Source organism: Amycolatopsis sp. CA-161197, assembly GCF_050942255.1.
Taxonomy (GTDB): Bacteria; Actinomycetota; Actinomycetes; order Mycobacteriales; family Pseudonocardiaceae; genus Amycolatopsis.
In genome coordinates, this window is record NZ_CP192059.1 from 7,625,654 (window position 1) to 7,648,542 (window position 22,889).

Genomic DNA, 22,889 nt, shown 5'->3' on the forward strand with positions numbered 1-22,889 from the left:
TGATCAGGCTGATTCGTCGATCAGGCCGAGTTCGCGGTCGAACTCGACGCTCGTGAGGTGCCGCACGTCGGGGGGTGGTCCGGTCTGGTATCGCGCCACGGCGTCGAGGTACTCGCGCAGCCGTTGCTCGGCGACGGAGTCGGGACGGTGCGCGATCGGCGGGATCAGCGGGTGCGGCGGCGGTTTGATGCCGGCGCGTTTCGCCTGTGCCCGTTCCCGTTTAACTGCTGGGTCGTCCGGGTCGGTGATGCGGTCCACCCAGGACAATTCGAGCGCGTACGACTGCGCTTCGAGCAGCAGCGCGGTGTTTTCCTCGTGCGGTCCCCAGTGGGAGAGGCCGTCGGAGAGGAGGTCGTAAAGGGCGGCGTCGCGGATGCGGGTGAGCCGGTGGACGTGCGCGACGAGGTCGAGGGCGGGCAAGGTTCGCCACGCCGCGCGCAGGTCGAGCTGGAAATACTGGCGAAAGTCGGTGAGGACGGCGTCCCACCAGGGTCCGATGACCCCGATCAGGACGCCGAGGATTCCCCCGTCGTGGGCTTCTTGCTGTCCTGAGAGGCCTTCGCGGAGTACTCGGCGTCGCCGTGGATGATGAAGTCGGCGATGCTGATCAGGAACGCGTCCTGCCGTTCCTGATCCATCGGCTGCCGCTGCCGGTCGATTGCCTTGCCGAGACCGTCCTTGTTCGCCGGGTCGGTCAGGAACTCGCCGAGCGCGATCAGCATGCCCTTCTCGCCGCGAGTCTGGTTGTAGGCGATCAACTGGTCGGAGGTAGCCGATCGGTCGAACTCGAACCATTCGCCGCCGATCTTCATCAGCCGGCGGCCGAGGAGGTCGCGCTGCCCGAGCCACGCATCGAGGTCGAACGCTTCGTCACCCGGCCCCGGCTCGACGGTCTTCTTCGCGGCGGTGCGGGTGTTCTTGGGGGCGCCCTGCGTCATATTTCTGCTCCTGTTCAGGCGAGCGGGTTGGTCTTGGTGAACTTGCGAACCGCGTCGCCGCCGGATGCCGGCGCGAGAGGTGTCACCGACAGCGGGAAGCCCTCGATGTCGGTGCCGTCCATCTTTTCCTCGGGGATCGCGCCGAGCTCGCCGCGCTCGATGTAGTACGCCTTCTGCTCGGTGCCGTCGTAGACGCGCACGATGAGCGCGAACTCTTCGTCGTCGCCGTCGATGTGCTCGAAGCCGCCGGCGCCGGCGACGATGGAGCCACCACGCAGCAGCGTGAGGATGGTGGCCTTCGAGTAGTCGACGGGCTCGAGTGCGATCGTCGGCTTGACCGGCTCCTTCTTGTTCTTGTAGGCGGCGCCGGACTTGTTGTTCCAGATGTCCAGCGGGGTGATCGTCTGGTCCTTGGTGACGGTGAAGCCCGCCCGGATGCCGCCGAACGCGTCCCAGCCGGGCAGGCTGGGGGCGAAGATGTCCGTCGGGAGCGTGGTTCCCGCGGGCGCGCGGAAGGCGTCGCCGTCTTCCCACACGCGGGCCTTGGAGCTGTCCGCATACGTGGACATGGGTCCTCCTGGTGTGTCCCGCAACGCGGGCGTCGGTTACAGGTTCGGGGCGCCCTGGATACGGGCTGGGGGCGTGGAAGGGGGTAAGGCCGGTCCGCCGCCAGGGCGCCCCCGCCGAAACGGCGGACCGGGGTCTATCGCAGGTGGATCGGGAACGTGGCGCGGATCGTGCGCCAGTACACGACCGTCTCCGGGCCCCGGCTGGTGTCCGGGGTCATCGCCAGTGGCCCATCGGTCAGGCGCGGCGTGTACGTGACCGTCCGGCCATCCGGGTCGTCTTCAGCCCAGGTCTGCTGGCCACTGCGGTCGAGCACACGAGCCGCGGCGGCGCAAATCCGCCACGCGAGCGTCTCGGGAAGCACGGCGCCAACTGGCCGCGTCGCACAGCCGTTGAGACGTACCGTGCCGCGCCAGCCGACCGAGCGACTCGATTCCGACAGCGGATTCGCTTCGCAGAGGAAGACCGCGTACGGGGCGGTGACGTCGTCCGGGGCGCGGGTCGCGAGCCGGCCGCCGGTGAGCGCAGCGAACTCGGCGTCGGCGAGCAGCAGTGCCCGGATCGGCTCGTGCAGGTCCGGGAGCGTGTATGCGGCGGTCATCGGCCGCGGGCTCCCCACCCGGTGTACTTGCCGTACTTGGACGCGGCTTCGGTGAGCGTCATGTGCGCTGGCGTGTCCGAAGTGCCGTATTCCTTGTACACAGCCTCCGGGTCGCTGTCCACAATGGAAACCTGGTCGCCGTTGGTTTCGACGCTGATTCCGTCGCGATACTCGCCGGTGAGCACGGGCGCGTCGGCGACGGCGTCTCCGGCAGCTTCGTGCGCGATCTCGACGCGCTGCTCGGTGGACAGGCGCCGCGCCTCGGCGAGCAACTCCGCCCGGTACAGGGTGATGCGGACGCCCATCGGTCAGCCCGCGTCGGTCGCGACAAGCGTGATCGTGTTCACCGAACCGGTCACCAGCACCTCGGAGCCGTACAAGCTGACCGGCCAGCCGCCGGCCATCTTGGTCTGGGCACCGGTGAGGGTGTAGCTGAGCGGCGGCACGGTCTGTCCGTCCACTTTGTTCGGAAACGCCACGGTCACGGTGCCGCCGGCGGTGCTGGTCATCTCCAGCGACAGCGTGCCGCTGTTCGGGATGCGGTTGCCGTTGACGGCATCGCACGCCGTCGGGACCGGCTTCACGACGGCGGTCTTGTGGTCGAGGTAGGTCGGGGTGATCAGGGTCGCGGGCATCGCGGGCTCCTAGGTCTGCAAGTCGGAGATGAGCCGCGCTGCCGCGGCGAGGAACTCGGGTCTGTGCTGCGGTCGGCGGGCAACGGCGCCGACGACCTCGAACCGCTGGCCGAGCTCGTCGATCACTGTGGACTCGGACGTGAGCGCCGATCCGGGGCCAACGAGGATCGTCCAGTTCGACAGGACAGTGGACTGCTGGCCGCGGAACTCGGACGCCGAGCTGACGTCGATGACGGGTTTCTGGCTAAGCCTTGCCGGTTCGACGACGGTCACTGGCGCCGGTGGAATCGGCAGCCCCGTTGTCGGGTCCGTCGCTCCCGTTGGTGGCCCCGGGTTGCTGATCGTCACCCGCTGATCCAGTTTGGGCGCCACTGGGCACCTCCTCGGTGCTCTGCCCGCCGCCGGTGGCCGCGTCCCCGTCGGTCTTCCGTGGCGGGTCCGTGGTGAGGGTGCCGGCGGCGAGACCGTCCACGACGAACGGCGACGTCGCCGCGGCGAAGTGCTCCCGGCCGTCACGGTCGTACACGGTCACAACGGTCGCCGGCGGCTGATACGCGGTCGCTGGGTCCTCGGTCTGCTCAGGTTCAATGCCCTGCTGTTCGTCGGCCATCGCTGGTTCCTTACCCGGGGTGGATGGAGAACGCCTTGCCGCGCACCGCGTCCGCGCTTTCGGCGACCGGTGTGAGGAGTTCGATCTGCCGGTCGGTGAGGTCGAGCCCGGCGTCGGCGGCGTCCTGGAAAACGATCGTGTACTCGGGGTGCGCCTCGCTCTTCACACCCTGCTTCACCGTGATGGCCTGCGTGACGACGTCGACGCACACCGACTCAGCGAGATCGGCCTCGATGGCGCCGGTCGCGAGGCCGGTATCGAGGTTCGCGCCGAGGTCGGCCAGGCGCTTGCGCATGATCGCCGAGGCGTAGCGGATCAGCTGATCTGCGCGTGCTTGCTCGGCCTCGGTGAACTCGACGGTGAGACGGGTGGCCACGTCCTGCGCCGTGGCGTACTTCGACGTGGCCACCCGGCATCACTCCTTTTCGGCGTCGATCGCGGCGATGATGTCGTCGCGGCTGGTGCCTTCGGCGACCTCGTAGCCGAGCGCCTTGGCGTACGCGGTCCACGCGTCGAGACCGGATCCCTTCCCGCTACGCGGGGGCTCGACCTGATCACCTTCGCCACCACCCTGGTCGGCATCGTCCGCCGGCACCTCGCCGTCGACCCACGCCTTCGGGTTCGTGATGCGCGCGGCCGCCCACTCGGGCACCTCGTCGCCCGGCCCGAACACACCGTGGCGACCGTCCTCGTCGGACACGTGCACGTAGCTCTTCAGCTCTGCCATGTCAGCCGCCTCCCTACGCCACGTCGGCGACGAACGACAGGTCCGGGTTCGCCATGACCGGCAGGCCGATCGCCGCAGCCTTCGTCCACAGCGCGACCGGGTCCTTCTCGGTGTAGGCGCCGGCGACCATGCCCGGCTCGCTGCCAGCCAGACCGAACTCGGTCTCGAGCGACTCCGCAGTCGTGCCCCACATCGTGCGGCCAAGCTGCGTGGCGCCATCCTTCGGCGGGAGGAACAGGAACCGGTCGTCCGGGATGACGCGCTGCGCGGTCTTGTTCACCGACACCTGGGCGTCGTACACCTCGATCGGCGGCAGGCCATAGGCGGCGAGAGCGTCCTGCAGCATCTGCTGCGTGACCAGCGACGGCTGGTTCGCCCCGGGGAACACGAGGTTGCGGAACTGCTGGTTCTGCATCAGGTATGCGACGACGCGGCGCGAGGTGACCGCGACGCCCGGCTCGCTGCCGTTCGTGGCGACGTAGGTGTCGCGCCAGGACATCATGTCCGTGACCGGGGTCGCGGACGCGACGTTGCTCCACAGCGTGCCAGCAGTGACCGAGTGGCCGGCCTTGCGGCCGAAGTCGACGACGAACCCGGCGAGGCCGTTCTCGTTGATCGTGACGGAGCCGTTGACGAGGGCGTCGCCGCGCGCGAGCTCCATCCGCGCGGACAGCGCGCGGGTCATCGCGAGCGCGTCGTCGAGGATCGCCTGACGGATCGACCCGTCGAGCTTCCGCTGGCGGAGCCGGTCGTACTCGCCCTGCCGGATCTTGCGGGACAGCGGCGGAAGCTCGCCGGAGATCCGCGCGATACCGGGCCGCGAGCCGATCGGCGACTCGGCGTCGTACGAGCGGAACTCGCCGGCCTCGACCAGGCCGGCGCCGCCGCGCGCGAGGCGGAAGTCGAGGTCGTCGACCATCTGGTTCGGCAGGTATTGGCTCAGCGTGAACTGGTTGACCTGCAAGTCCGCGAAGGCGGTGCGGACGAACCCCGTCAGCTCGACCGGGGTGATGTAGTCGGTGTTGATCAGCATCTATTTCACCCCTCTCAGACGTAGATGATCTGGCCCTTGACGTCCGCCTTTGCGGCGGCGTCGACGGAGCCCTTGCCGGACGTGAACGGGAGCTTCGCCGCGCGGACGCGGCCGTGTTCGTAGAGCGCGGCGCCGATCGGCTTCGACGTGTCGGTCGGGACCTTCACTGCCGTGAAGAGGTGACCGATGAACACGCCCGGTTCGGTCGTGGTGTTCGCCGGGTCGTACGGGCCGAGCTTCGTGGTGCTGCCCACGATGTACGCGAGCGCGGTGCCCGACGGGATGTAGCCGTTCGGGTAGAGGCCGGCGAACGTAGAGGCGTCCAGGGTGACCGTGCGCGCGGCATTGGTGCCGTGTGCCGACCCCAGCCAGGACTGGTCGTCCTGCTGGAACGCCTCAGTCTTGATGCTGAGGTCCATGATTCCCCTTCCGGGATCAGGTGGTGGGCTTGCTGTAGGGCGACTTGTAGAGCGCCGCGCCCGCCGCGAGGGTCGGCGCGGGCGCAGCCGGAGGTGTCCCCTGCCCGGGGAGCGGCGCGGGCGCCGCCGTAGCGACACCGGCCTTCGTGAGCAGCTCCTGCACGGAGGTGGCCTGTGCCTTCAGCGCGGCCTCGTCGGTGGCGGTGAGCAGGTGCAGGTGCGTCGAGGGGATGCCGTGGTCTGTGGCGGCCTGGAGGCGGAGTCGCTCCGTCTTCTCGGTCGCCAGGTCGGTCCGCAGCTTCTCCGCTTCGGCCTGCGCCTTCTGCAGGTCGTTCATGCCGGCCTGCTCGAACTCGGTGACCTTCCCGTTCGCGGCCGCGAGCTGCCGCGTCAGTTCGGCCACCCGGGCGCGTTCGGCCTCGAGCGCTTTCTCGCCGGCGGGGCCGAGCGGCGTGTCTCCCGCGGCGGGCGGCGTGGGCGTCGCGCCTCCGGCCGGTGCCGCGGGTGGCGTCGCCGCCGGCGGGGTGGCCGGCGGTGCGGCGGGTGCGGCCGGCGGGGTGCCGGGCGCGGTCGGTGTTGCCGGGGCGGCAGGCGCCACCGGGGGCTGGCCGCCGCCGGGGATCGGACCGGATCCGCCCATGACGGGCCAGAGCGGTTGCCCGTTCCTCTTCCACGCGATCGCCGTGATCGGCTCCCCGGTGAGGGGATGGAGCACGGGATTGCCCTCGCGGTCGGTCATGGTGGGCAGGGTGTTCGTGCGCATGGCGCGCTCCTCCGTGGTGACGTCCTCGCGCGTCGCGCGTCGAGGATGCTGCCCTGCACGTCGCGTGTCAGAGCGGGTGTTCTCCCCCGGCCGTCGCGGCTCAGGGGAAGTCGGGGTGGCTCATCAGGGAGCCGTGGAGCTCGCCGTAGAGGTAGGCGAACTGCTCCTCGTGCTCGCCGCAGTCGCTGCCAAGGCGGACGTCCGACCGGACGTTCATCCGGTAGATCTGCGCAGCCGCGTGGACGAGCTCGTGCGCGACGATCTCCGAGGTGACGTGCCCGTCGATCAGCCGCAGCACGCCGGCGTAACCGTTGGCCGGCCAGCGGCCGACCCAGTGGCCGTCGACGAAGCGCTCGCGGTAGCTGACCGGTTGGAAGCAGCCGAGGCAGCCGTCCCAGTACCCGGCGCCGTGCCACGGCGCCGTGCGCTGCGCCGCGGCGCGGAAGTCGTCGAGGTCGGGGTGGATCCGGACCCAGCACCACCGTACGGGGCCGATTCGGTCGGTCGAGATCGCGAACCGGCGCATCGCTCACCTCACAGCAGGTAGGCGAAGCGCCTCAGCTGGCGCAGGATCTCGTCCCGGTTCCAGTCGAACTCTTCGGCGAGCGAGTAGATCTCGTCCGGCAGGAGCCGCGGCGCCTTCGCCCGGCGGTACCGCGAGCCCTTGACCTTCTGCAGCTCGGCATCGGTGCGCTTGCGCAGCGTGCCGTCCGCGCGGATCTCGTACCCGCCGAACAGCGCGCGCCGCGTCGTGCCCGTCGTCGTGGCGCGCACCTCGCGGCCGAACGCGGTCGCGACGGTGACGCCGTCGTAGGCGTTGACGACCTGCGACATGTCGGCGCCGTCGCGGATCGCCTGCGCGCCAGCCTCGCCGAACACCTGGTCTTGGTCCTCGGTGGACAGTGACCGGAAGTACTGCTTCGGATCCGTACGCCAGTCGTCGGCGGTGTCCTCGACGGTCGGCACGTTCTTGCAGTCGCACCGGTCGTGCCGTGGAAACGCCGACACCCGGTAGACGCGGCCGGCCAGGATCGCGCAGCGGGCGCAGGACTTGCCGTTGAGCATCCGCACGTACCGGGTCGCACCGCGGCCGGTTCCCATCGCCGTCACCGCGGCGCGGCCGGCGTCCTGCATCCCGCTCGCGACGATCGACATCGCGACCAGGTCGGCGTGCCGCCGCGCCTCGTCGACGCCGAGCTCGCGCGCTTGCCGGCCCACGGAGATCGGCGCATAGATCAGGTTCTTCAGCCACGATCCACCACCGGCGGTCATGTCGGCGAACCCGTCCAGGTTGAGCGCCGGCGCGTCGAGGATCGGCGCGCCCTGCTCCTCGAGGAGCGCGGTCACGTAGTCGTCAGCGCCCTCGACCATCTGCACCTGCAACGAGAGGAGCGCCTCGGCAGCGTCAGCGATGGCGTCGCGCCACCGCTCCGGGTTCGTCGCGCCAGCACGGCTCGCGGCTTCGAGCTGGGCCAGGGCTTCCTGCGTCAGCGCGGTCTGTGCATCGGCCTCGCGTTGGACGATGTCACGCGCCGACGACGGCAGTGCCATCGCCCACCTCGGCGCCGGCCGTAGCGTCCGCGCCAGCACCGGCGTTGACGTCGATGTTGCGGAGGTTCAGCGCCGCGCGCTGGAACGTCGCCGAACGCTTCGCCATCCGTGCGCGGAGCCGGGCCTTTCGCTGCGGGGAAAACCCGAGGATGTCCCACGCCTCTTCATCGTCGAAGACGCCGCCCTGCAAGCCCTTGACCGCAGCGTCCATCGCCGACGCGATCGTCGGCGTGGCAGCGCTCTTCCACTTCGACTCGATCCCGATCAGCTTCTTCGGGTCCTCGCCCATAATCGCCCACGCGACCCTGCCCGCGCGCACCGCGGATCCGCCGTACCAGGTGTGGTGCTGCTCGGTGCGTAGCACGAGCCGCTCCAGCGAGTACAGGATCGACTCGGCCGACGGCGGGTTGTCGGAGGTGTAGCCCATGTACCCGGGCGGCAGCCCGTATTTGGAGGCGACGAACTGGGCGAGCACCTTCATGCTCTCGTGGAAATTCCGAAGGTCCGACGCGGAGAACTGACCGACCTGGACCGGCAGCGGGGTCTCGTTGCGGTTTTCGCGCTTCGGGTGGGGAACGGCCCAGACGTCGCCCATGGCGACCTTCCACAGTGGGATCTCGTTCCCCTGCTCGTCGACGAAGTCCTTTTTCGACACACCGACGGCGTACTTCCGAGGCACCGAGTGATGCTCCCCGCCGGCCATCATGTTCGTTGCGAACTGGTTGACGCCGTCGACGAGGTGCTTGACCTGCTTGAGGTCGGATCGGCCCTCACCGCGCCGCGGGTGCGTCAGGATCGACACGAACGGCACGGACGGCAACGTCGGGTCGTTCGCGATCGTCGCCGACCACGCCTCCAACGTGCGCGAACTCTTCAGCTCGCCGTCCTCGAACTCGTGCACCTCGCCGTTTCCGAAGCGACGCTCGGTCGGCCCGGGCCACTTCGGCAGGTACAGCGCGCCGTAGGTCGTGAGGCTGCCGTCGCTCTCCTCCTCGACCCACAGCTTCAACCCGGCGATCGGCTGCCGGGTCCGCGGATCGAGCTCGACAGCGACCTGGTCGGCGTACTCGCCCGTGAGCATCGGCGTGCCGGCCGGTCCGTCCGGTCCGATCATGAAGAAGTGCTCGCCGCCGACGCTGGCCGCAGTCCACGCTTCGGACGAGTGCATCGGCATCTCGTTCGCGGTCCACCAAGAACCGAGCTCCTCGACCGGGTTCTCGTCGGCGAGCAGGAAGTCCTCGAGCTTCATCCGCTCGACGCACGTCTCGATCACCAGCTCCGGCCAGGGCACCAGCAGCGGCGGGAACCGGTCGTCCTGCTCGGCGAGGATCCGGGCGACGTACACGAGCGGCTGCTCGAGGTCCATGTACTGCCACCACTGCAGCGCGCTCTTGCGCTGCCAAAAGATCTTTGAGCGGAGGCGGTCGTACCATTCCTTCGGGGTCAGGTCGGAGAGCTTCACGCGGACCTCCCCCGGCTCGAAATCACGATCTTGCGTTCGGTGGCTGGTGGGGCATCGTCGAGCGGTTCGCGGAGCTTCGCGTTGCACGCCATGATCGCCGCGGCCACACCGTCGATTCGTTTCCCGGTCTTGCCGCGGTCCGGCTTGTCCGGGCGCAGCAGGTCGGGGTTGTACGGTGCCTTCCGTGCCTCGACGGAGTCGAAGCAGAACTCGGCGACGGGGTTGCCGTGGTGCAAAAGCCGGCTGGTCGTGACCAGCGCCATGAGTTCCTTCATCCCCAGCGACATCGAGCTGAAGTCGTTGGCGTACGCCTCGATCTCCCACATCCCGGTGTCCTGCTCGATGCGTTGGATCACCGGCGCCGACGACCACTTGTCCGCGTCGACCGCGAGCAGGTCGAAGTCGCGCGCTTCCTCGGCGATGTCGCCATACACCTGCTCGTAGTCGAGCACCGTGCCCGGGGTCGCGACGATCCAGCCCTGCTTCACCCAGCGGGAGAACTTGTCGTCGTTCTTCTTGTCCAGCTCCCGCAGCGCCGCCTCGGGCAGCCAGAACCGCCACAGCGCGTGGATCCATCCGTCCTCGGGGATCAGCGTGCACCAGGCCGTCAGGTCCGACGTGGCCGCGAGGTCGAACCCGCCCCACGCCGGCTTCCCGAGCAGGCGCTCGCGGTGGTAGTCCGGGCGCAGCCAGATGTCGTTCGAGTCCCCGCCCGACGCGCCGTAGAGGTGCATCGGCATCCAGCGGAACTTCTGCTGTACCCGCTGGTTGGTCTGGAACTGCCGGAACGAGTTCTCTTTCGCCGGGTCGTTCTGCGCGTCGAGTTTCTGCCGGTGCATGGCGGCACGCGACTTGAACTGGTCGAGCGCCGGGTTCGGCCACTTCCAGTTGCGCTCGTCGAACGGATCGAGGTTGACCGGAAGGTGCGGGTGACCGGGAAACGTCGCGTGTAGTCGGTCGAGCTCGTCCTGCGAGTTCGGCAGCTTCCGGACGAACGCGAAGACGTGCGGTGCCCGGGCCGGGTCCTCCTGCGTCTTTTCCGCCTCGTCGATCAGGTCCGCGCCGAACGACGAGGGGTCGTTGGTCTCGGTCGTCGTGGCGAAGTTGAGCTCCTGCAGCCGGGCGCCGGCCGCGGTGGTCATGGCCTCCCACATGTCGCCGTTCGGCTGCGACAGCACCTCGTCGAGGTTGAACGCGTGCGGGTTGTGGCCGAGCTCGCCCTCGGCGTCCGCCGTGAGGATCTCGTAGTGCGAACCGGACTTCTCGTCGATCAGCCGGCGCGCGTTCTTGATGTGCTGCAGGCGTTTCGACAGCTTCGGCGACAGCTGGACCATGCGCAGCGCCGGTTCGAAGACCTTCCCGGCCTGTTTCGTGTCCTTGGCCGCGCAGTAGATCTCCGCGGACTCCTCGTCGTCGCCGACGAGCATGTACAGCTGGATCGCCGCCGCGATCTCGGACTTCCCGTTCTTCCGAGCGACGATGATGTACGCAATCCGGTAGCGGCGCGCGTACGTGCCCCACTCGCTCGACCACTCCACCTCGCCGAAAAGCGGACGGATGATCTCGAACTCCTGCCAGTCGAGCAGCAGGAACGGTGTGCGCTTCAGCGGGCCCTTGACGTGCACCAGCATCCGCGCGAAGAACGTGACCACCCGGTCAGCGCGCGGCTCGCAGTAGTGCGCGCCTGACTTCGGACAGGTCTTCTCGCGGAACGTGTAGCCGCACACCGGGCCTGAATCGTCGTCCGGACGCCACCGGCCGTCGAGGTCGTAGTCAGCCGGTGAGGAGGTCGTCGTCTGCATCGCGGGACGCCTCCCCCATCGACAGCTGGGAGCGGTCAGAGGGGTTCAGCCCGAACCGGCCGCCGAGCGTGACGATCAGCGCCGCCGACTCCCGAGCCACCTGCCACGCCGGGTTCTTCCGCAGGTCGTAGATGACCTCGCCGTTCTGCAACTCGCGCACCACCGTCGTCATGCTCGTGCCGTTCTGCTCCACATCGGCGATCGCATCCTGGTTGACGATCACCATCGAGCAGAACGTCGCGAACGAGTCGACGTCCCACGGCGTCAGTACGCCCTTGCGGATCATGTCCGGCGCGAGCCGGTCCCAGATCGCCTGAGCCCGCGGATCGAGCTCCCGCGGCGGAACAACCTGCCCGGTGTCCGGCTTCGGCTCGGTGTGGTTGATCCGCGACGGCTTCACACCGTGCAGCACCTTCAGTGCGGTCGGCGCCGGCGCGATCCCTCGCTTGCCCATCAGCGGCCAGCCTCGTCGTCGTCCTGGAACGCCGCCGCGTTCATGACCGCCTGGGCCAGATCCAGCGCGGGCCGGATCGGCTTGCCCAGCAGCGACCGGGACGTGACACACACCTCGATGCCGGCGCGCAGGATGTCCCGCACCGGGCCGCGGAGGTCCGGCGGCTGGATTACGTCGAGGTGGGCAAGGGCACCGGACAGCAGCACGGACGCGCTGCGCGGGCTGTGGTCGCTGGCTGCCGTCATCACTGTCCGTCCTTGTCGGTCACGTCCACGCAGAACGGCGGAACCCGTCCGTAGAAGGAAACCCACACGTGGCCGCCGTCGACGAGCTTCTCGAGGTCGCCCGGTTCGAGCATGCACCGCGCGCTGTACCGGACGGCGCCGAGCGACGGCGGGCAGTCCGCAACCATCTCGACTGGCGCGATGTCCGGGTCGGTCAGGTCGCCGTTCGGGGCGGCGAGCACGACGCGCCGGGCACCGGGCCACACCGCGTCGTCGGGAATCGGGGCAGGCCGCATCAGTGATCACCGCCTTGGGGGAAGTCGGAAAAGTCGTCCGCGCGAGATCTGCCCTTGCCCGAGGCGAAGGTCAATTAGGCCGGGGGGAGGGGGCTCCCCCCCACCACGTTTGTGCAGGTCAGAGCCTTGATCGACTTCGGTTCTCGATCTTGCTTCGCTCTGTTTGTGCTGGTCAGCGCGGTGCATGTGCCGTGCTGTTGATCTAGGTTCGGGTGCTGAGCCGTGGGCGCTGGCCGTGGTGGGTGGTGCTGGCCTGCCCGTGCTGCCCGTGGTGGTGGCCCACCTGTGCCGTGTGCCGCGTCGTGCGGGTCGGCTGGTGTGGTTGGCCGGTGATCAGTGGTGCGTCGCGCTCAGGCCCGCTCAGCGTGCGCCCTGGCTCTGCGGGTCGGCGACGGCGGAGAGGGAGGTGGTGGCGACGGGGATGATGGTGCCGTCGTCGGTGCACAGCCAGGCGATGCCGTGTGGCCAGTCCTCGGCGTGCGCCTTGTCTCCGAGGATGAGGCCTTCGACGGGCTGGCCTGGCTGCGTGGTGTCGGGCTGGTGCAATCCCCTGTAGCGGCGTCCGCGTTCGACCGTGACGACGCCGTGCCGAAGTCCGACGCGCTGTGCGGTGTGGCGCTTGATCGGGGTGGCGGTGGAGTGCATGGCGTCAGCCTCCTGCTCATCCTCGTGGGCGTGGCCCGGGTTGGCGGGTGGCGCGCTGTGCCTTGCGGCTGTTGCAGCTGCGGCAGAGCACGGCGAGCTTGCCGTCAGGTCGGCCTCCGGTGGCGATCTCGTCGACGTGGTCGGCGGTGAGGTCGGCGGTCTCGTGTCCGGCGACGCGGTAGCCGGGGCACCAGTCGCCGTAGATGGCGCGGTGGGCGCGGACTGCGGCGCGTCGGCGGTTGATCTCGGTCCAGTCGCGGGTGCGTTTGGTGGGGGTGGTGCGGGCGCGGTGGCGTTGGTCGGCTGCTCGGTGGCGTTCGCAGGGTCCGCGCCGGCCGGGGGTGTCGGATGGTTGGCCGCAGCCGGGGCGGGTGCAGGTGTTGACCGGCACGACGTCGCCTCCCGGTCGGTCAGGTGAGGTCGAGGTCTGCCCAGGTGCCGTCTTCGAGGACGCGTCCGGGGATGCCGCAGATGCTGCACACGACGGCGTCGCACTCGTGGTCGTCGTGGTAGGGCGGGCCGGGGACGTGGGTGTGGTCGGCCGGCTGGTTCGTGGTGGCGGCGGGGTGGCTGGCCGTCATGCGCTTCTCCCGGTCAGACGAAGCGGCGGATGGCGGGTGCTCCGGCTTTGGCGCGGAGGTGGTTGAGGTGCTGGATGACCTCGGGTGCCGGCTGGTAGCCGTCGCCGTCGCCGTCGCGGTGGTCGCGGAACTGCATGTGGCGTTGCCGGTGAAGCGTGGTGTCGCCGGGTTCGGTGGCGATGAGCCGGTCGCCTGGGCTGCGTCGCGGGGTGTCGGTGGTGCCGCTGTGTCCGATCTTGAGGAGGTCTCCGACCTGGAGGTAGTAGATCACTCCGAGTGGGTTGGACCATCGACTGCTGGTTCGGTTCTTGCGGATCTGCGGCACCGGGGTTTCCCTCTGTCCACCTGGGTCACGCGTTAGCGTAGAAACATCTTGCGTTCGCCGAGGTGGCGTTGTCAAGCGGCGGGGTTGATCTCCTCAACGGACTCACCCTGAGGGGTGTCGGTGTCGTCGCCAGGCTTGATCACGTTGGTGAATCTACCACGCGGCAACGGATTCGGGCCACGCCCTGGTGTCCACATCGGATCGCCGACGGACTCGAGGCTGAGCCGCGGACTGATGCTCGACTCGGCGCCTCGCGCATGCACGCGTGCGCGCGCGACCCAGAAACTCAACCACCTACGGGACGTAAGAGAACCACTTCCACTACCACTACCACTCAGGGTTCGCCGAATCCTTCGTATGGGTGAGTGTTTCGAAGGGTTCGCCGAACCCTTCGCGTAGGGTTCGCGAAGGGTTCGGCACCACAAGATGTTGTGGTCAGCATCCCCCATTCGAAGGATTCGCCGAAGGGTTCGGCAGACCCTCTTCGGTCTGCCGGCCGGCGAGATCACGGACCACGTCGGCATCGAACATCGCTACCCGCCAACCCTCAGCCACAGCAACGATCGCGTCATGCGATTCCCGCAGGTGGGCCACGGTCAGCGGGCGCTCCGTGTACTCCCGCCCGGGCCGTCCCTTCTTCGTCGGACGCGGCATCACGCCGAGGACGTCCGTCTCTGTCCCGTCGGGAGACATGAAGGTGAGAGGTCGCGCGTGGAGGATTTGATGCCGTTCGTCTTCAAGTACCTGACGCGCACCGTCTAACCATCGACGAAGACGGTCCTGCTCGTTGCCGCCGCCGGTCGAGTCGACCACGGCACGAGCATCGTCGATCCGGACGCTCGCAGGCGCGTTGTCGCGGTCCGCCTGGTTGATCCAGCGGCAGACATACCCGACCATGTCTTCGAGGTTGATCGCCGCCCACGTGACGCGGCCGAGCTCGACGAGCACAGCTTCCGACGGGTAGATCATGGTGGCGGCTCCTCCACGTGTCGTGTCCGCCGGTGGGTCGGCCAGCGCATGCCGGTTGTTACCGAAGAGGGCAGCGGGTTGACACGATCGTGACCACTGCCCCGCCTCCGCGAATGCGAATATCTGTCGGTGCACGATCACCTCTCCTTCGGGCAGGTTGCCCACGCCGCCACCGTTTGGGGCATCGACGCCGATGTCTTCGCCGGCTGGGGTCAGTGGGCGGGCGCGATCGCGTCTGTCCTCGCCGTCCTGGTTGCTCTCGGTTTGGCGGCTCGCGAAACAAGGTTGCGAGACCGCGAGAGGCGCGACGAAGAGAGGGCCCAGGCCCGAACAGTCACCGCCGTACTCGCAGAACGGTCTCACTACATCACCTGGGCCGGGAAAGTCGCGTCGGTTCCTCGTCAGACCGTGGTCCTCTCCAACCACGGCCGCGACGCCGTCTTGGAGGTCGAGATCGAGGCCGTTTCGCCGAAGTCGACAGCGGTCAAAGCGGACCTCGACGGCGCCCGCCGCCTTGCGATACTGGGCCCGGGCGTCGAGGAGAACGTCGCAGTCAGTTTCAAGAAAGATGACGAGGGCGTGAAAATGGATCCGAGCTATGTCGAGATCGCGTTTTCCTTCACGGACGTCCGGGGACGCCGATGGCGGCGTATTCGCAACGGTGAGCCACAGCGCATCCTCACATGAGGCTGGCCCCTCGACGCGTGCCACGGTGGAGGTGGGAGGGCTACGGCGAGACGGTCTAGTCCTCTCCGCCCGGATCGGCCGTGTCGCTCTCGGATAACCGCTGCGAGGCGATGTCGTGGTAGTGCTCGGACAGCTCGACGCCGACGAAGTGCCGGCCCTCGGTGAGCGCGGCGACGCCCGTCGTGCCGGCGCCCGCGAAGGGGTCGAGCACGGTGCCGCCGGGCGGGCAGATCTGGACGAGCTGCCGCATGACGTCGACGGGCTTCTGCGTGATGTGGTGGCGGGCGTCGCCGCGCGGCTGGGAGCCAGACACGAGGCCCGGTAGGCACACGGGGTTGCGGTCGGCCAGGACGGGCCCGTTGCTGCCCCACAGCAGGTACTCGGTGTTCTGGCTGAAGCCGCCGCGCCGTGGGCGGGCGATCAGTTTGTGCCAGACGACGACGCCGCGCCACGTCCAGCCGGCAGCCTGCAGGGCATCGGAGGTTGCGGGCAGCTGGCGCCAGTCGGCGAAGACCAGCGCGGCCGCGCCTTCGCGGGAGACGCGCAGGCACTCAGCGAGGATAAGGGCGAGCCAGTGGGTGTAGGAGCGTTGGTCGCGGCTGTCGCCGCCGAAGTCGGCGAGGGTGTGCTGCGCGTCGCTGCTGACGTACTTGCGGCGCGCGCTGGTGTTCGTGCGTTCGGACATGGTGCGGCCGCCGGAGTTGTACGGCGGGTCAGTGATCACCGCGTCAACGGAGCCGGCGTCGAGAGTGGACAGGAGCGACAGCGCGTCGCCGTGGTGGAGCTGGTGCATCGGTGCTCGCTTTCAGACGAGAGGCCCGGCACCTACGGGATGCCGGGCCACACGTCGACTTGACGATATTCAGTTGTGGGCGTTGCGTTTCCACCGTCGCATATCGGCCGCCAGAGATCAACGCCGGGGAGCAGATCTCCGGCGGCCGCGCGACGTCAGAACGGCCAGTAGGCGTTCTCGCCGGCCTCGAGGAACGGGATCATCCGGACTCGCCGCCTGTCGCCGAGCGGTCCCCGGGGTGTTGGCCTCTGGCAAACGCACCGGGGCCAGCTGAAACTCAGGCGGCCATGTAGTTCGGGTCGTCAGCGAGCGCGACGGTCGCGATCTGCGTGTCGACGACGCGACCAGCCGGGGTGGTCTCGACGCGGAGGTAGGCGCCTGCCGGGATGACAAGGGTGACCGAGTAGTCGGGCACATCCCGGCCGGCGACCACGACGATGAGCGTGCTGTTCTGGCAGGCCGCAGCCGAGAGGCCGTACGCATTGGGGTCGGCATCGGCGAAGAGTGCAGCGACGTCGTTGAAACTGGTGGTCGGGGTGATCAGGATTTCGTTCACGTTGTTCGGCTTGCGGTGGTAGGACATGGTTTCCTTTCGTTCTCCCGGCCCACGGCGGGCAGGGTGCCTTTGTTGATCGAGCTGCTCGGCCCCGCCGTTATCTACTTCCTCATCCGCCGGAAGTCCGGGGCCGTAGATGGCTGGCATCTGGTCGACGCCGGCGCAGGTCTGTCCGCGGTAGTGCCGCCGGAAGATCCGCTTGTGCTGGCCGAGCACGCCATCCGCGCGGAGGTGGCGAAGCTCGCCGCACTCCGGGCAGATTCCCTTCGGCCGTGGGCCGGGCTCACGGCCGCGGCGAGCGGCGACCGTCACGACGCCCTCCCGTAGACCTCGAGGCCGACCGCGCCGAACAGCGTGGGTTCGGGGAGCTGGTTGGACCACAGCACCTCGGTGCGCTCCTGCCGAGTGCCGCCCTGGCCGGTCATGGTCTCGATGCGGGTGACGTGCCACTCGGGGTACAACTCGGCGTACAGCGGCGAGTCGTAGCCGGACAGGACCACGGTGGCCTTGCATGCGCGGAGGACGGCGGCGAGGTCGCGGTGCTCGGTCTCACCCTTCATCTCGTGCCGGTAGCCACCGGAGAAGCGGGTGCTGCCGAGGTAAGGCGGGTCGACGTACAGCAGCACGTTCCGGCTCTGCCCATAACGGGTGATGAGCTCGAGCGCGGGCTGGCACTCGAGCGACACCCCGGCCAGGCGCGCCGCGGCCGGTGCCATGCGGTCGACGTACCCGGCGAGGTAGCCCGGCATCGACGCGCTCGACCCGGCAGGGTCGACGTAGTGGCGCCACCCGGTCCGCAGCAGCGTGCCCGACCGCGACTGCGAGAGCCGGACCCACACGCGGCGGGCGCGCTCGACATCGTCGGGGGCCTCGAGGCCCAGCGCGTATGCCTCGAGGAACTCGGCGCGCGAGTGCGGGGTGAGCGCGCACACGCGGGCGAGCTCGGCGGGTTGGTCGCGTAGCACTCGCCAGAACGTCATGAGGTCGCCGTCGAGGTCGTTCACGGTCTCCATGCGGCTGCGCGGCTTGGCGAGCAGCACCGCGAGCGATCCGCCGTAGGGCTCGACGTAGTGCTCGTGCGCCGGGAAAGCGGCCGCGATCTGCTCGGCGAGCCGTGTCTTCCCGCCGAAGTAGGCGAACGGCGGCTTCATGACGCCTCCGCGATCGTCTGGGCCTCGAGCAAGTCGAGGAGGTCCCCGACGCGGTACCGCGGGGCGTAGGCGTGTCCTCGGCGCAGCTGCTCGACGCCATCCATGAGGTCGTCCTCGGACGCCGCCGATGCGCCGTGGGCGACGAGCCGTCCGCGTTTCGCGTACCCGCGGATCATCGCCGCCGTCACCGGCTTGTCGTCGGGCCGGTCGAGGTAGTTCGGCAGCGCCCGCGACAACTCGGTCGCGGTGAGCAACTGCTCCCGCATCGCCTCGAGCATGTGGTCCCGGCGGGCATGCATCTCCCACTCCGAACCGCAGTCGGGACACACGACGTACGCGCGGTTCGGGAGCCCGTACAGGTCCCGCTGACACAACGCGATCGGGTCGCCGTTTTCGTCGTCGCCGAGGTGCAGGTCTGCCGAGCAGATGCCGAGGTACACGCGGTCGACGGGCCCGGACACGATCCGCTTTCCGCGCTCGACGAGGCCGAGGATCTCGCTGTTCAGCTCTTCGGCGTAGGGGGCCGAGGCAAGCCACGATGGATGCCGTAGGAGCCAACGCGAGAGCGGCAGCGGGTGGATGGCGAGGTCGAGCGGGTGCCGGTGCGGCTCCCATCGCGTGCTGCCGCACTCCGTGCCTTCGAACGGCGCAGCGTGCTGGCGTTCGCCGGTGTGGTCCTCGGCGCCGCAGCCCTGGCAGACCCACCAGCGGACGCTGTAGTCCTCCCACAGGTTGTGCACCCAGCCGGAGAGGAAATCGCGGAGGTCGTCGACGAGGTTCGACGCGCCGAGGTGCAGCGGCATAGCCTGCCCCCCACTGCCGGTGACGAACCCGATGCCGCCGCGGGACGCCTTCGACTGTCGGGCCACGGTGACGTCGAGTTCGGGGAGCAGCCATTCGACGTCGCGGAGCGCACTCAGCAGGGTGTCGAGGCAGCTGCGGCACAGGCCGGTGTCGGTCGGCCGGCCGCACCCGGTGGCGCACTGGTTGTTCAACGGGTCCTCCTCGCGTCGATGCGCCGCGGGGCGCGGGGTTGGTGGCGTGGCCCGGTGTTGCGGTTCCGGCGTGCTTCGAGCGCGGACCGCATCTGCTCCGCGCGGCACGGCTCGTCGACCACGAAGTCGCTGGGCTCCGCGCCCAGCATCGCGGTTTCGAAGTCGACAGGTTCGCCAAGCAGCAACGGCAGCGGTACAGCGAACGCGCGTGCGAGCTGCGCCGACGCCCGTCCGATAGCCTCCGTGAACAGGGCGAGGTCGATGGTGATGTTGCAGAAGATTTCCGCGGGTGACCGGCCGCCCCGCCTTGTGGGAGGAGCAAACATCAGGCTCGGCGGTCCGTCGATGACGTGTCCGAACTCCTGCCACTCGCGCTCGGTGCCCGGCACCGGCTGGGTACGGATTCCAGGTGTGCGGACGGCGTCCACCAAGAAGTCGTGTCCGGCTTCCCGGTAGCCGACCAGCCGCACGGAACGTTCGGCGTACCAACGGCTTTGGCACTGATCCGGGCCCGACCGGCTCGGGTCGAAGTCGCAGAAGTCCAGGGACCCGCCGTCCGGTGAGAGCGGCTTCGAGCACCAGCCGCACGCCGGCGCCGTCGCCTCGTCGATCAACTCTACGATGTCGATCACTGGTTCTGTCCTTCCTGGACGGTGATTGGGGGGCCGGGTTACAGGCGCTCGAGGATCACGTGAGGCAGCCACAGCGTGTCCCCGGCGGCGATCTGCTGGCGCCATTCGTAGGCGACCTCCAGCACCGTCCCGTCGGCCGCTTCTGTCGCGTCTTTCAGCCACGCGGCGGTGGCCTCGGCGAGGTCCGGTTTCACCTGGGCAAGCACGGCCAGGTAGGTCGCCTCGACGAAGATGCGGAGCATGAACGCGAACGCGGCAGGCGGTTCGGTAGCGCCGGAGATGATCGACTGGGATGTCTGGTCGGCGAGTTTCTGGAACTCGTCGAGCCGCTGGTTGATGAGGCTGTTGACGTCGTCCACGGGCACCTCCAGGGGTAAGGGGATCTGGTTCGGGTCGATCGGGCGGGCCACGGTCGAGGCGACAGCTGGCTCGGGCGGGTGCTCGCGGCGCCAGCACACCGGGCCCATACCGCGGCGAATCGACTCCTCGGTACGCAGGAGCCGGCGGCATTTCGGGCGTTGGCAGCGCGCGGTCAAGGTCGCTCCCCGGTGAGCAGCGCGACGAGGTCGGCCACGGTTCCGGTGACGTACTGGCGTGCCGGGTCGGCGGTTCCCCGTCGCTTGTGGACGACGAACCCGGCGATCGCATCGTCGTTCCCACGCTCGATCTCGGCTTCGCTGGTCCAGCCGGCCAGGTCCGTGCGGGCGACGTCCTTGCACTCGACGACCACCCGGCCGCCGCCGGGCGCGCGGACCCCGCCGATGTCGCCGCGGTCCTTGCCGCCGTTCCGCGCACGGCGCTCGATGCGGTCGTCGACGTGCTCGGCGAGGTACGCGGCGATGCTGGTCTCGAACCGGGTGCCGGCGGCCTTGGCCGAGGCGCGATTGCGGGTCATGCGGCGGCTCGTTTCTGGATGGGGCGCGGCGTGCAGAAGATGCACGTCGGCATCTCGCCGCGCGGGAAGATAAGTCCGCGTTGACCGCAGACGTCACACGGCAGCGGCGGGATCGGCGCCGGGCCGGGGCCGACGGTCGTCTGGGTTCGGACGGTCACGCGTTCACCTCGGCGCAGCACGGCCCCGCGAAGCCCTGTTTCTCGGGCAGGCGTTCGATGGTGGCACCGGGGCGGAACGAGAGGCCGCAGACGGCGCAGTTTCCGGGGTAGGACGCGGTGAAGAGCCGAGCCCGGTTGTCCACCTTGGACGGCGGCCGGTCGCCGCCGGGGCGGCAGTGCGCGCAGGAGTCCTTCGGGAGCTCGGTGCGTTCGCAACGCTCGACGCGCACGGCGCCGGCCGCGACGCGCATGCGCTCGGCGAGTTGCGCGATGTCGACGCGGTCGCAGGCGCTGAGCGGGACGACGCGGCCGGTGACGGCGTCTCGGCGTTGGTTGGTGCCGCGCCACTGCTGCTCGGCGCGGCCGTAGAAGTCATCGGTCACTGGGTTTGCCTTTCACGCCGCGTTCTCGATGGGGTGGAGGATGGCGCGCAGCCGGGCACCGATCCAGGCGCCGACGTTCGGCGAGACGGCGTTGCCGAAGCCGTCAGTCTGGTCACGCGCGGATCCCCACACGATGAAGCTGCCGTCGTATCCGGGAAAGTCGACGTCGAAGCCGCAGCCGCGACCGATCTCGTGGGCGGCCATCATGCGGAAGTAGCAGTCTTCGAGCTTGAGGTCGGCGAGGGCAGCACGCCATTCGGCGGCGAGGATCGCGGTGGTGTCGCGCGCGGTGAGTGTCCCGAGTGGGTCGGTGAGGGGATGCGGCGCGGTCGCCTCGGCGCCGGAGCCGTTCTGCTTGTACCAGCCGGAGAACAACAAGCTCTGGCTCGCGGCGGTGGCCACGACGGTGCCGAGTGGAGCGCTGACCGGGTGGGCGCGGTAACCGGCTTCCTGGATCGATCCGTTGTTCTTGATCGTCCCCGCGGCCGTGAGCAGGCCGGGGATCTGGTCCGAGGTCACTGTCGGCATCGCCTCGCCGTGCACGGTCGGGACGGTGTTTCGGCGGAACGGCACGATGCCGGCCGATACCAAGCCGAGGGTTTCCGAGCCGACTTGCGTCGGCAGCGGGTCGGCAGCGCTGCGCGGCGCGCCCTGGTAGTTGTCGATGGCCAGCAGCACGGCCTTCTCGTGGGTCGAGGTCACCGTGTCCATGGGCCGCGTGATGTGCTGCCCGTCGCCGTTGTGCCGGTGTGCCGCGATGACCGCGCCCGTGGCGACCGCGACCGGCGGTGTGACGAGTCCGGTTCCGTTCGTGCCGGTCTGCGCCCACAGAGGCTGGTCCAGTCCGCGGCTGCGGCAGTCGGAACCGGGCCGCTCGTAGGTGTTCCCGGCCGCGCCGATCAGCGCACCGGTCGACAGGATCGCGGTCTCCTGCTGGCTGGTCTGCGTCGCCATCGGCTGCCACGGGTGCTTCTCGGTGCCGTGCACTGCCTTGGCCGGCATGAGCACCGCGGGGAACTCGGCGAACCGCTGGCGACACCGCTCGGCGCGCTCCATGGTCGCCTTCGCGAGCGGCCCGGTCGAGCCGTCCCGGTGCTTCTTGAGCGGTTTGTCGCCGATGCGGCTGCCGAGGTTGGTCAGGTCGAGCGCGTGCAGCGACGGCGTCATCGGCGGAATTACCTCGCTGCGGCAGGACGGGCAGCGGTAGTTGTACTGCTTCCCGTACTGCACCAATCCGGTCGGAGGGATGCCGGTTTTCCACGTCCACACGGCTTCGACGACCGTGGAGCACCGGCCGCACCACGACGGTGGCCGGTGCTCAAGGTCCGGAGTCGGCAGGCGCTTGTCCCAGAACGCCCAGTAACCGCGATCGCGTGACTGCGGCACGCCGAAAAACATGCTGTTCAGGTACAGGATCTTGTACTCGTAGCCGATGTTCTTGAACTGTTTCAGCCACCACCGGTACGTCGAGCCATCACCGACCTTCGGCTTGCCTGGCAGCGCCGGGCCCCAGGACGCGAGTCCGGTCGTGCACTCGACGAGGATCAGCCGGGGGTGGTGCTGGGCCGCGTAGTGCAGCACGCAGTTCGCGGTCGCCCGGTCGCGCTCGGACCGCGTGACCCGGGCGTCGAAGTCCGGATCGTCGAGGTCGAACAGGTTCATGCCCTGCTCGTAAGCCTTCTGCGTGTTCGCCTGCGAGTGGTTCACACAGCTCACGCCGGCGACGAGAATGTCCCCAGCCGGGAGGTCGCGAGCCGAGTGGTAGTCGGCGGATTCCTTGTCGACGAGGTTGGCGATCCAGTGCTCGGCGTCCGGGTGGTTCGCCTCGTGCACCTCGACCTTGTACGAGTTGTGGTTCGCCGCCATGATCGTCGTGAATCCGGCCATCTCGATTCCTCGCGTGAGACCACCGAAGCCGCTGAAGAGGTCGACCGCGACCAGGTCGTCGTGGCGGAATCGACGTCTGCGCTTCGCGGGACGATGCACGGCGGTGCGTGTCTGGTCAGGCACGGCTATTCCCTTCGGGGATCTGGCTCT

36 protein-coding genes are annotated in these 22,889 nt (G+C 69.0%); 1 reads left to right on the forward strand and 35 read right to left on the reverse strand.

What is annotated here, in order from left to right; all coding sequences use genetic code 11:
• Positions 1–3: 3 nt before the first annotated feature.
• The 25 genes from ACQPXB_RS35865 to ACQPXB_RS35985 all read right to left on the reverse strand — a co-directional run bounded on the left by ACQPXB_RS35865 (position 4) and on the right by ACQPXB_RS35985 (position 14,602).
• A complete protein-coding gene (locus ACQPXB_RS35865; RefSeq protein WP_432845972.1) occupies positions 4–420 on the reverse strand; it encodes a hypothetical protein in 417 nt (138 codons plus the stop codon).
• Between the two features lie 86 nt (positions 421–506).
• Complete coding sequence (locus tag ACQPXB_RS35870) at positions 507–938, reverse strand: hypothetical protein (protein ID WP_432845973.1); 432 nt, start codon at positions 936–938, stop codon at positions 507–509.
• 14 nt (positions 939–952) lie between these two features.
• On the reverse strand, positions 953–1,507 hold the full coding sequence (locus ACQPXB_RS35875; protein WP_432845974.1) for a hypothetical protein: 555 nt from the start codon (positions 1,505–1,507) through the stop codon (positions 953–955).
• Between the two features lie 134 nt (positions 1,508–1,641).
• Positions 1,642–2,106 (reverse strand): tail completion protein gp17, encoded by a 465-nt coding sequence (gp17, locus tag ACQPXB_RS35880; protein WP_432845975.1) that lies wholly within the window; start codon positions 2,104–2,106, stop codon positions 1,642–1,644.
• A complete protein-coding gene (locus ACQPXB_RS35885) occupies positions 2,103–2,411 on the reverse strand; it encodes an HK97 gp10 family phage protein (protein WP_432845976.1) in 309 nt (102 codons plus the stop codon). The genes gp17 and ACQPXB_RS35885 overlap by 4 nt, the downstream gene beginning before the upstream one ends.
• A gap of 3 nt (positions 2,412–2,414) precedes the next feature.
• The gene (locus tag ACQPXB_RS35890; protein WP_432845977.1) at positions 2,415–2,741 is read right to left on the reverse strand and encodes a hypothetical protein; all 327 of its coding nucleotides are present in this window, start codon (positions 2,739–2,741) and stop codon (positions 2,415–2,417) included.
• A 9-nt stretch (positions 2,742–2,750) separates the two neighbouring features.
• Positions 2,751–3,014 carry a hypothetical protein gene (locus ACQPXB_RS35895; RefSeq protein ID WP_432845978.1) on the reverse strand — a complete coding sequence of 88 codons (264 nt, stop codon included), beginning with the start codon at positions 3,012–3,014 and terminating at the stop codon, positions 2,751–2,753.
• The gene (locus ACQPXB_RS35900; RefSeq protein ID WP_432845979.1) at positions 2,986–3,351 is read right to left on the reverse strand and encodes a hypothetical protein; all 366 of its coding nucleotides are present in this window, start codon (positions 3,349–3,351) and stop codon (positions 2,986–2,988) included. Before ACQPXB_RS35900 ends, ACQPXB_RS35895 begins: the two co-directional genes overlap by 29 nt.
• Before the next feature lie 10 nt (positions 3,352–3,361).
• Positions 3,362–3,760 (reverse strand): Gp19/Gp15/Gp42 family protein, encoded by a 399-nt coding sequence (locus ACQPXB_RS35905; protein WP_432845980.1) that lies wholly within the window; start codon positions 3,758–3,760, stop codon positions 3,362–3,364.
• Positions 3,761–3,766: 6 nt separating this feature from the next.
• Positions 3,767–4,078, reverse strand: coding sequence for a hypothetical protein (locus ACQPXB_RS35910; protein ID WP_432845981.1), 312 nt, complete (start codon positions 4,076–4,078; stop codon positions 3,767–3,769).
• Positions 4,079–4,091: 13 nt separating this feature from the next.
• Positions 4,092–5,111 (reverse strand): major capsid protein, encoded by a 1,020-nt coding sequence (locus ACQPXB_RS35915; protein WP_432845982.1) that lies wholly within the window; start codon positions 5,109–5,111, stop codon positions 4,092–4,094.
• A gap of 14 nt (positions 5,112–5,125) precedes the next feature.
• On the reverse strand, positions 5,126–5,530 hold the full coding sequence (locus tag ACQPXB_RS35920; protein WP_432845983.1) for a hypothetical protein: 405 nt from the start codon (positions 5,528–5,530) through the stop codon (positions 5,126–5,128).
• Between the two features lie 16 nt (positions 5,531–5,546).
• Complete coding sequence (locus ACQPXB_RS35925; protein WP_432845984.1) at positions 5,547–6,293, reverse strand: hypothetical protein; 747 nt, start codon at positions 6,291–6,293, stop codon at positions 5,547–5,549.
• A gap of 100 nt (positions 6,294–6,393) precedes the next feature.
• Positions 6,394–6,819 (reverse strand): hypothetical protein, encoded by a 426-nt coding sequence (locus ACQPXB_RS35930; RefSeq protein WP_432845985.1) that lies wholly within the window; start codon positions 6,817–6,819, stop codon positions 6,394–6,396.
• An 8-nt stretch (positions 6,820–6,827) separates the two neighbouring features.
• Entirely contained in the window at positions 6,828–7,844 is a 1,017-nt protein-coding gene (locus ACQPXB_RS35935; protein ID WP_432845986.1) for a hypothetical protein, read from the reverse strand.
• Entirely contained in the window at positions 7,819–9,306 is a 1,488-nt protein-coding gene (locus ACQPXB_RS35940; protein WP_432845987.1) for a hypothetical protein, read from the reverse strand. The genes ACQPXB_RS35935 and ACQPXB_RS35940 overlap by 26 nt, the downstream gene beginning before the upstream one ends.
• Positions 9,303–11,108: a terminase large subunit gene (locus ACQPXB_RS35945; RefSeq protein ID WP_432845988.1), complete on the reverse strand. Its 1,806-nt coding sequence runs from the start codon at positions 11,106–11,108 to the stop codon at positions 9,303–9,305. The genes ACQPXB_RS35940 and ACQPXB_RS35945 overlap by 4 nt, the downstream gene beginning before the upstream one ends.
• Positions 11,080–11,562, reverse strand: coding sequence for a phage terminase small subunit P27 family (locus ACQPXB_RS35950; protein WP_432845989.1), 483 nt, complete (start codon positions 11,560–11,562; stop codon positions 11,080–11,082). The genes ACQPXB_RS35945 and ACQPXB_RS35950 overlap by 29 nt, the downstream gene beginning before the upstream one ends.
• Positions 11,562–11,807 (reverse strand): hypothetical protein, encoded by a 246-nt coding sequence (locus ACQPXB_RS35955; RefSeq protein WP_432845990.1) that lies wholly within the window; start codon positions 11,805–11,807, stop codon positions 11,562–11,564. The genes ACQPXB_RS35950 and ACQPXB_RS35955 overlap by 1 nt, the downstream gene beginning before the upstream one ends.
• Positions 11,807–12,082 (reverse strand): hypothetical protein, encoded by a 276-nt coding sequence (locus ACQPXB_RS35960; RefSeq protein WP_432845991.1) that lies wholly within the window; start codon positions 12,080–12,082, stop codon positions 11,807–11,809. The genes ACQPXB_RS35955 and ACQPXB_RS35960 overlap by 1 nt, the downstream gene beginning before the upstream one ends.
• 360 nt (positions 12,083–12,442) lie before the next feature.
• Complete coding sequence (locus tag ACQPXB_RS35965; RefSeq protein ID WP_432845992.1) at positions 12,443–12,727, reverse strand: hypothetical protein; 285 nt, start codon at positions 12,725–12,727, stop codon at positions 12,443–12,445.
• Positions 12,728–12,743: 16 nt separating this feature from the next.
• Positions 12,744–13,118, reverse strand: coding sequence for an HNH endonuclease (locus ACQPXB_RS35970; protein WP_432845993.1), 375 nt, complete (start codon positions 13,116–13,118; stop codon positions 12,744–12,746).
• A 19-nt stretch (positions 13,119–13,137) separates the two neighbouring features.
• The gene (locus ACQPXB_RS35975) at positions 13,138–13,308 is read right to left on the reverse strand and encodes a hypothetical protein (protein ID WP_432845994.1); all 171 of its coding nucleotides are present in this window, start codon (positions 13,306–13,308) and stop codon (positions 13,138–13,140) included.
• 13 nt (positions 13,309–13,321) lie between these two features.
• On the reverse strand, positions 13,322–13,579 hold the full coding sequence (locus tag ACQPXB_RS35980) for a hypothetical protein (RefSeq protein ID WP_432845995.1): 258 nt from the start codon (positions 13,577–13,579) through the stop codon (positions 13,322–13,324).
• Between the two features lie 489 nt (positions 13,580–14,068).
• On the reverse strand, positions 14,069–14,602 hold the full coding sequence (locus ACQPXB_RS35985) for a hypothetical protein (protein WP_432845996.1): 534 nt from the start codon (positions 14,600–14,602) through the stop codon (positions 14,069–14,071).
• 129 nt (positions 14,603–14,731) lie between these two features.
• On the opposite strand from ACQPXB_RS35985, the gene ACQPXB_RS35990 reads away from it, so the two are divergent.
• On the forward strand, positions 14,732–15,289 hold the full coding sequence (locus tag ACQPXB_RS35990; protein ID WP_432845997.1) for a hypothetical protein: 558 nt from the start codon (positions 14,732–14,734) through the stop codon (positions 15,287–15,289).
• 55 nt (positions 15,290–15,344) lie between these two features.
• Here the strand turns inward: ACQPXB_RS35990 and ACQPXB_RS35995 are convergent, their stop codons facing one another.
• From ACQPXB_RS35995 to ACQPXB_RS36040, 10 genes are all read right to left on the reverse strand, one after another.
• A complete protein-coding gene (locus tag ACQPXB_RS35995) occupies positions 15,345–16,082 on the reverse strand; it encodes a DNA-methyltransferase (protein WP_432845998.1) in 738 nt (245 codons plus the stop codon).
• A 277-nt stretch (positions 16,083–16,359) separates the two neighbouring features.
• Positions 16,360–16,950: a hypothetical protein gene (locus tag ACQPXB_RS36000; RefSeq protein ID WP_432845999.1), complete on the reverse strand. Its 591-nt coding sequence runs from the start codon at positions 16,948–16,950 to the stop codon at positions 16,360–16,362.
• Entirely contained in the window at positions 16,947–17,789 is an 843-nt protein-coding gene (locus tag ACQPXB_RS36005; protein WP_432846000.1) for a DNA adenine methylase, read from the reverse strand. Before ACQPXB_RS36005 ends, ACQPXB_RS36000 begins: the two co-directional genes overlap by 4 nt.
• Complete coding sequence (locus ACQPXB_RS36010) at positions 17,786–18,784, reverse strand: hypothetical protein (RefSeq protein ID WP_432846001.1); 999 nt, start codon at positions 18,782–18,784, stop codon at positions 17,786–17,788. Before ACQPXB_RS36010 ends, ACQPXB_RS36005 begins: the two co-directional genes overlap by 4 nt.
• The gene (locus ACQPXB_RS36015) at positions 18,781–19,254 is read right to left on the reverse strand and encodes a hypothetical protein (RefSeq protein WP_432846002.1); all 474 of its coding nucleotides are present in this window, start codon (positions 19,252–19,254) and stop codon (positions 18,781–18,783) included. Before ACQPXB_RS36015 ends, ACQPXB_RS36010 begins: the two co-directional genes overlap by 4 nt.
• Positions 19,255–19,454: 200 nt before the next feature.
• On the reverse strand, positions 19,455–19,952 hold the full coding sequence (locus ACQPXB_RS36020; RefSeq protein ID WP_432846003.1) for a DUF6011 domain-containing protein: 498 nt from the start codon (positions 19,950–19,952) through the stop codon (positions 19,455–19,457).
• Entirely contained in the window at positions 19,949–20,311 is a 363-nt protein-coding gene (locus ACQPXB_RS36025; RefSeq protein ID WP_432846004.1) for a hypothetical protein, read from the reverse strand. The genes ACQPXB_RS36020 and ACQPXB_RS36025 overlap by 4 nt, the downstream gene beginning before the upstream one ends.
• Positions 20,308–20,469: a hypothetical protein gene (locus ACQPXB_RS36030; RefSeq protein WP_432846005.1), complete on the reverse strand. Its 162-nt coding sequence runs from the start codon at positions 20,467–20,469 to the stop codon at positions 20,308–20,310. Before ACQPXB_RS36030 ends, ACQPXB_RS36025 begins: the two co-directional genes overlap by 4 nt.
• On the reverse strand, positions 20,466–20,852 hold the full coding sequence (locus ACQPXB_RS36035; RefSeq protein ID WP_432846006.1) for a hypothetical protein: 387 nt from the start codon (positions 20,850–20,852) through the stop codon (positions 20,466–20,468). The genes ACQPXB_RS36030 and ACQPXB_RS36035 overlap by 4 nt, the downstream gene beginning before the upstream one ends.
• 12 nt (positions 20,853–20,864) lie before the next feature.
• Positions 20,865–22,862, reverse strand: a complete 1,998-nt coding sequence (locus ACQPXB_RS36040) for a DNA cytosine methyltransferase (RefSeq protein WP_432846007.1) — start codon at positions 22,860–22,862, stop codon at positions 20,865–20,867.
• Between the last annotated feature and the right edge of the window lie 27 nt (positions 22,863–22,889).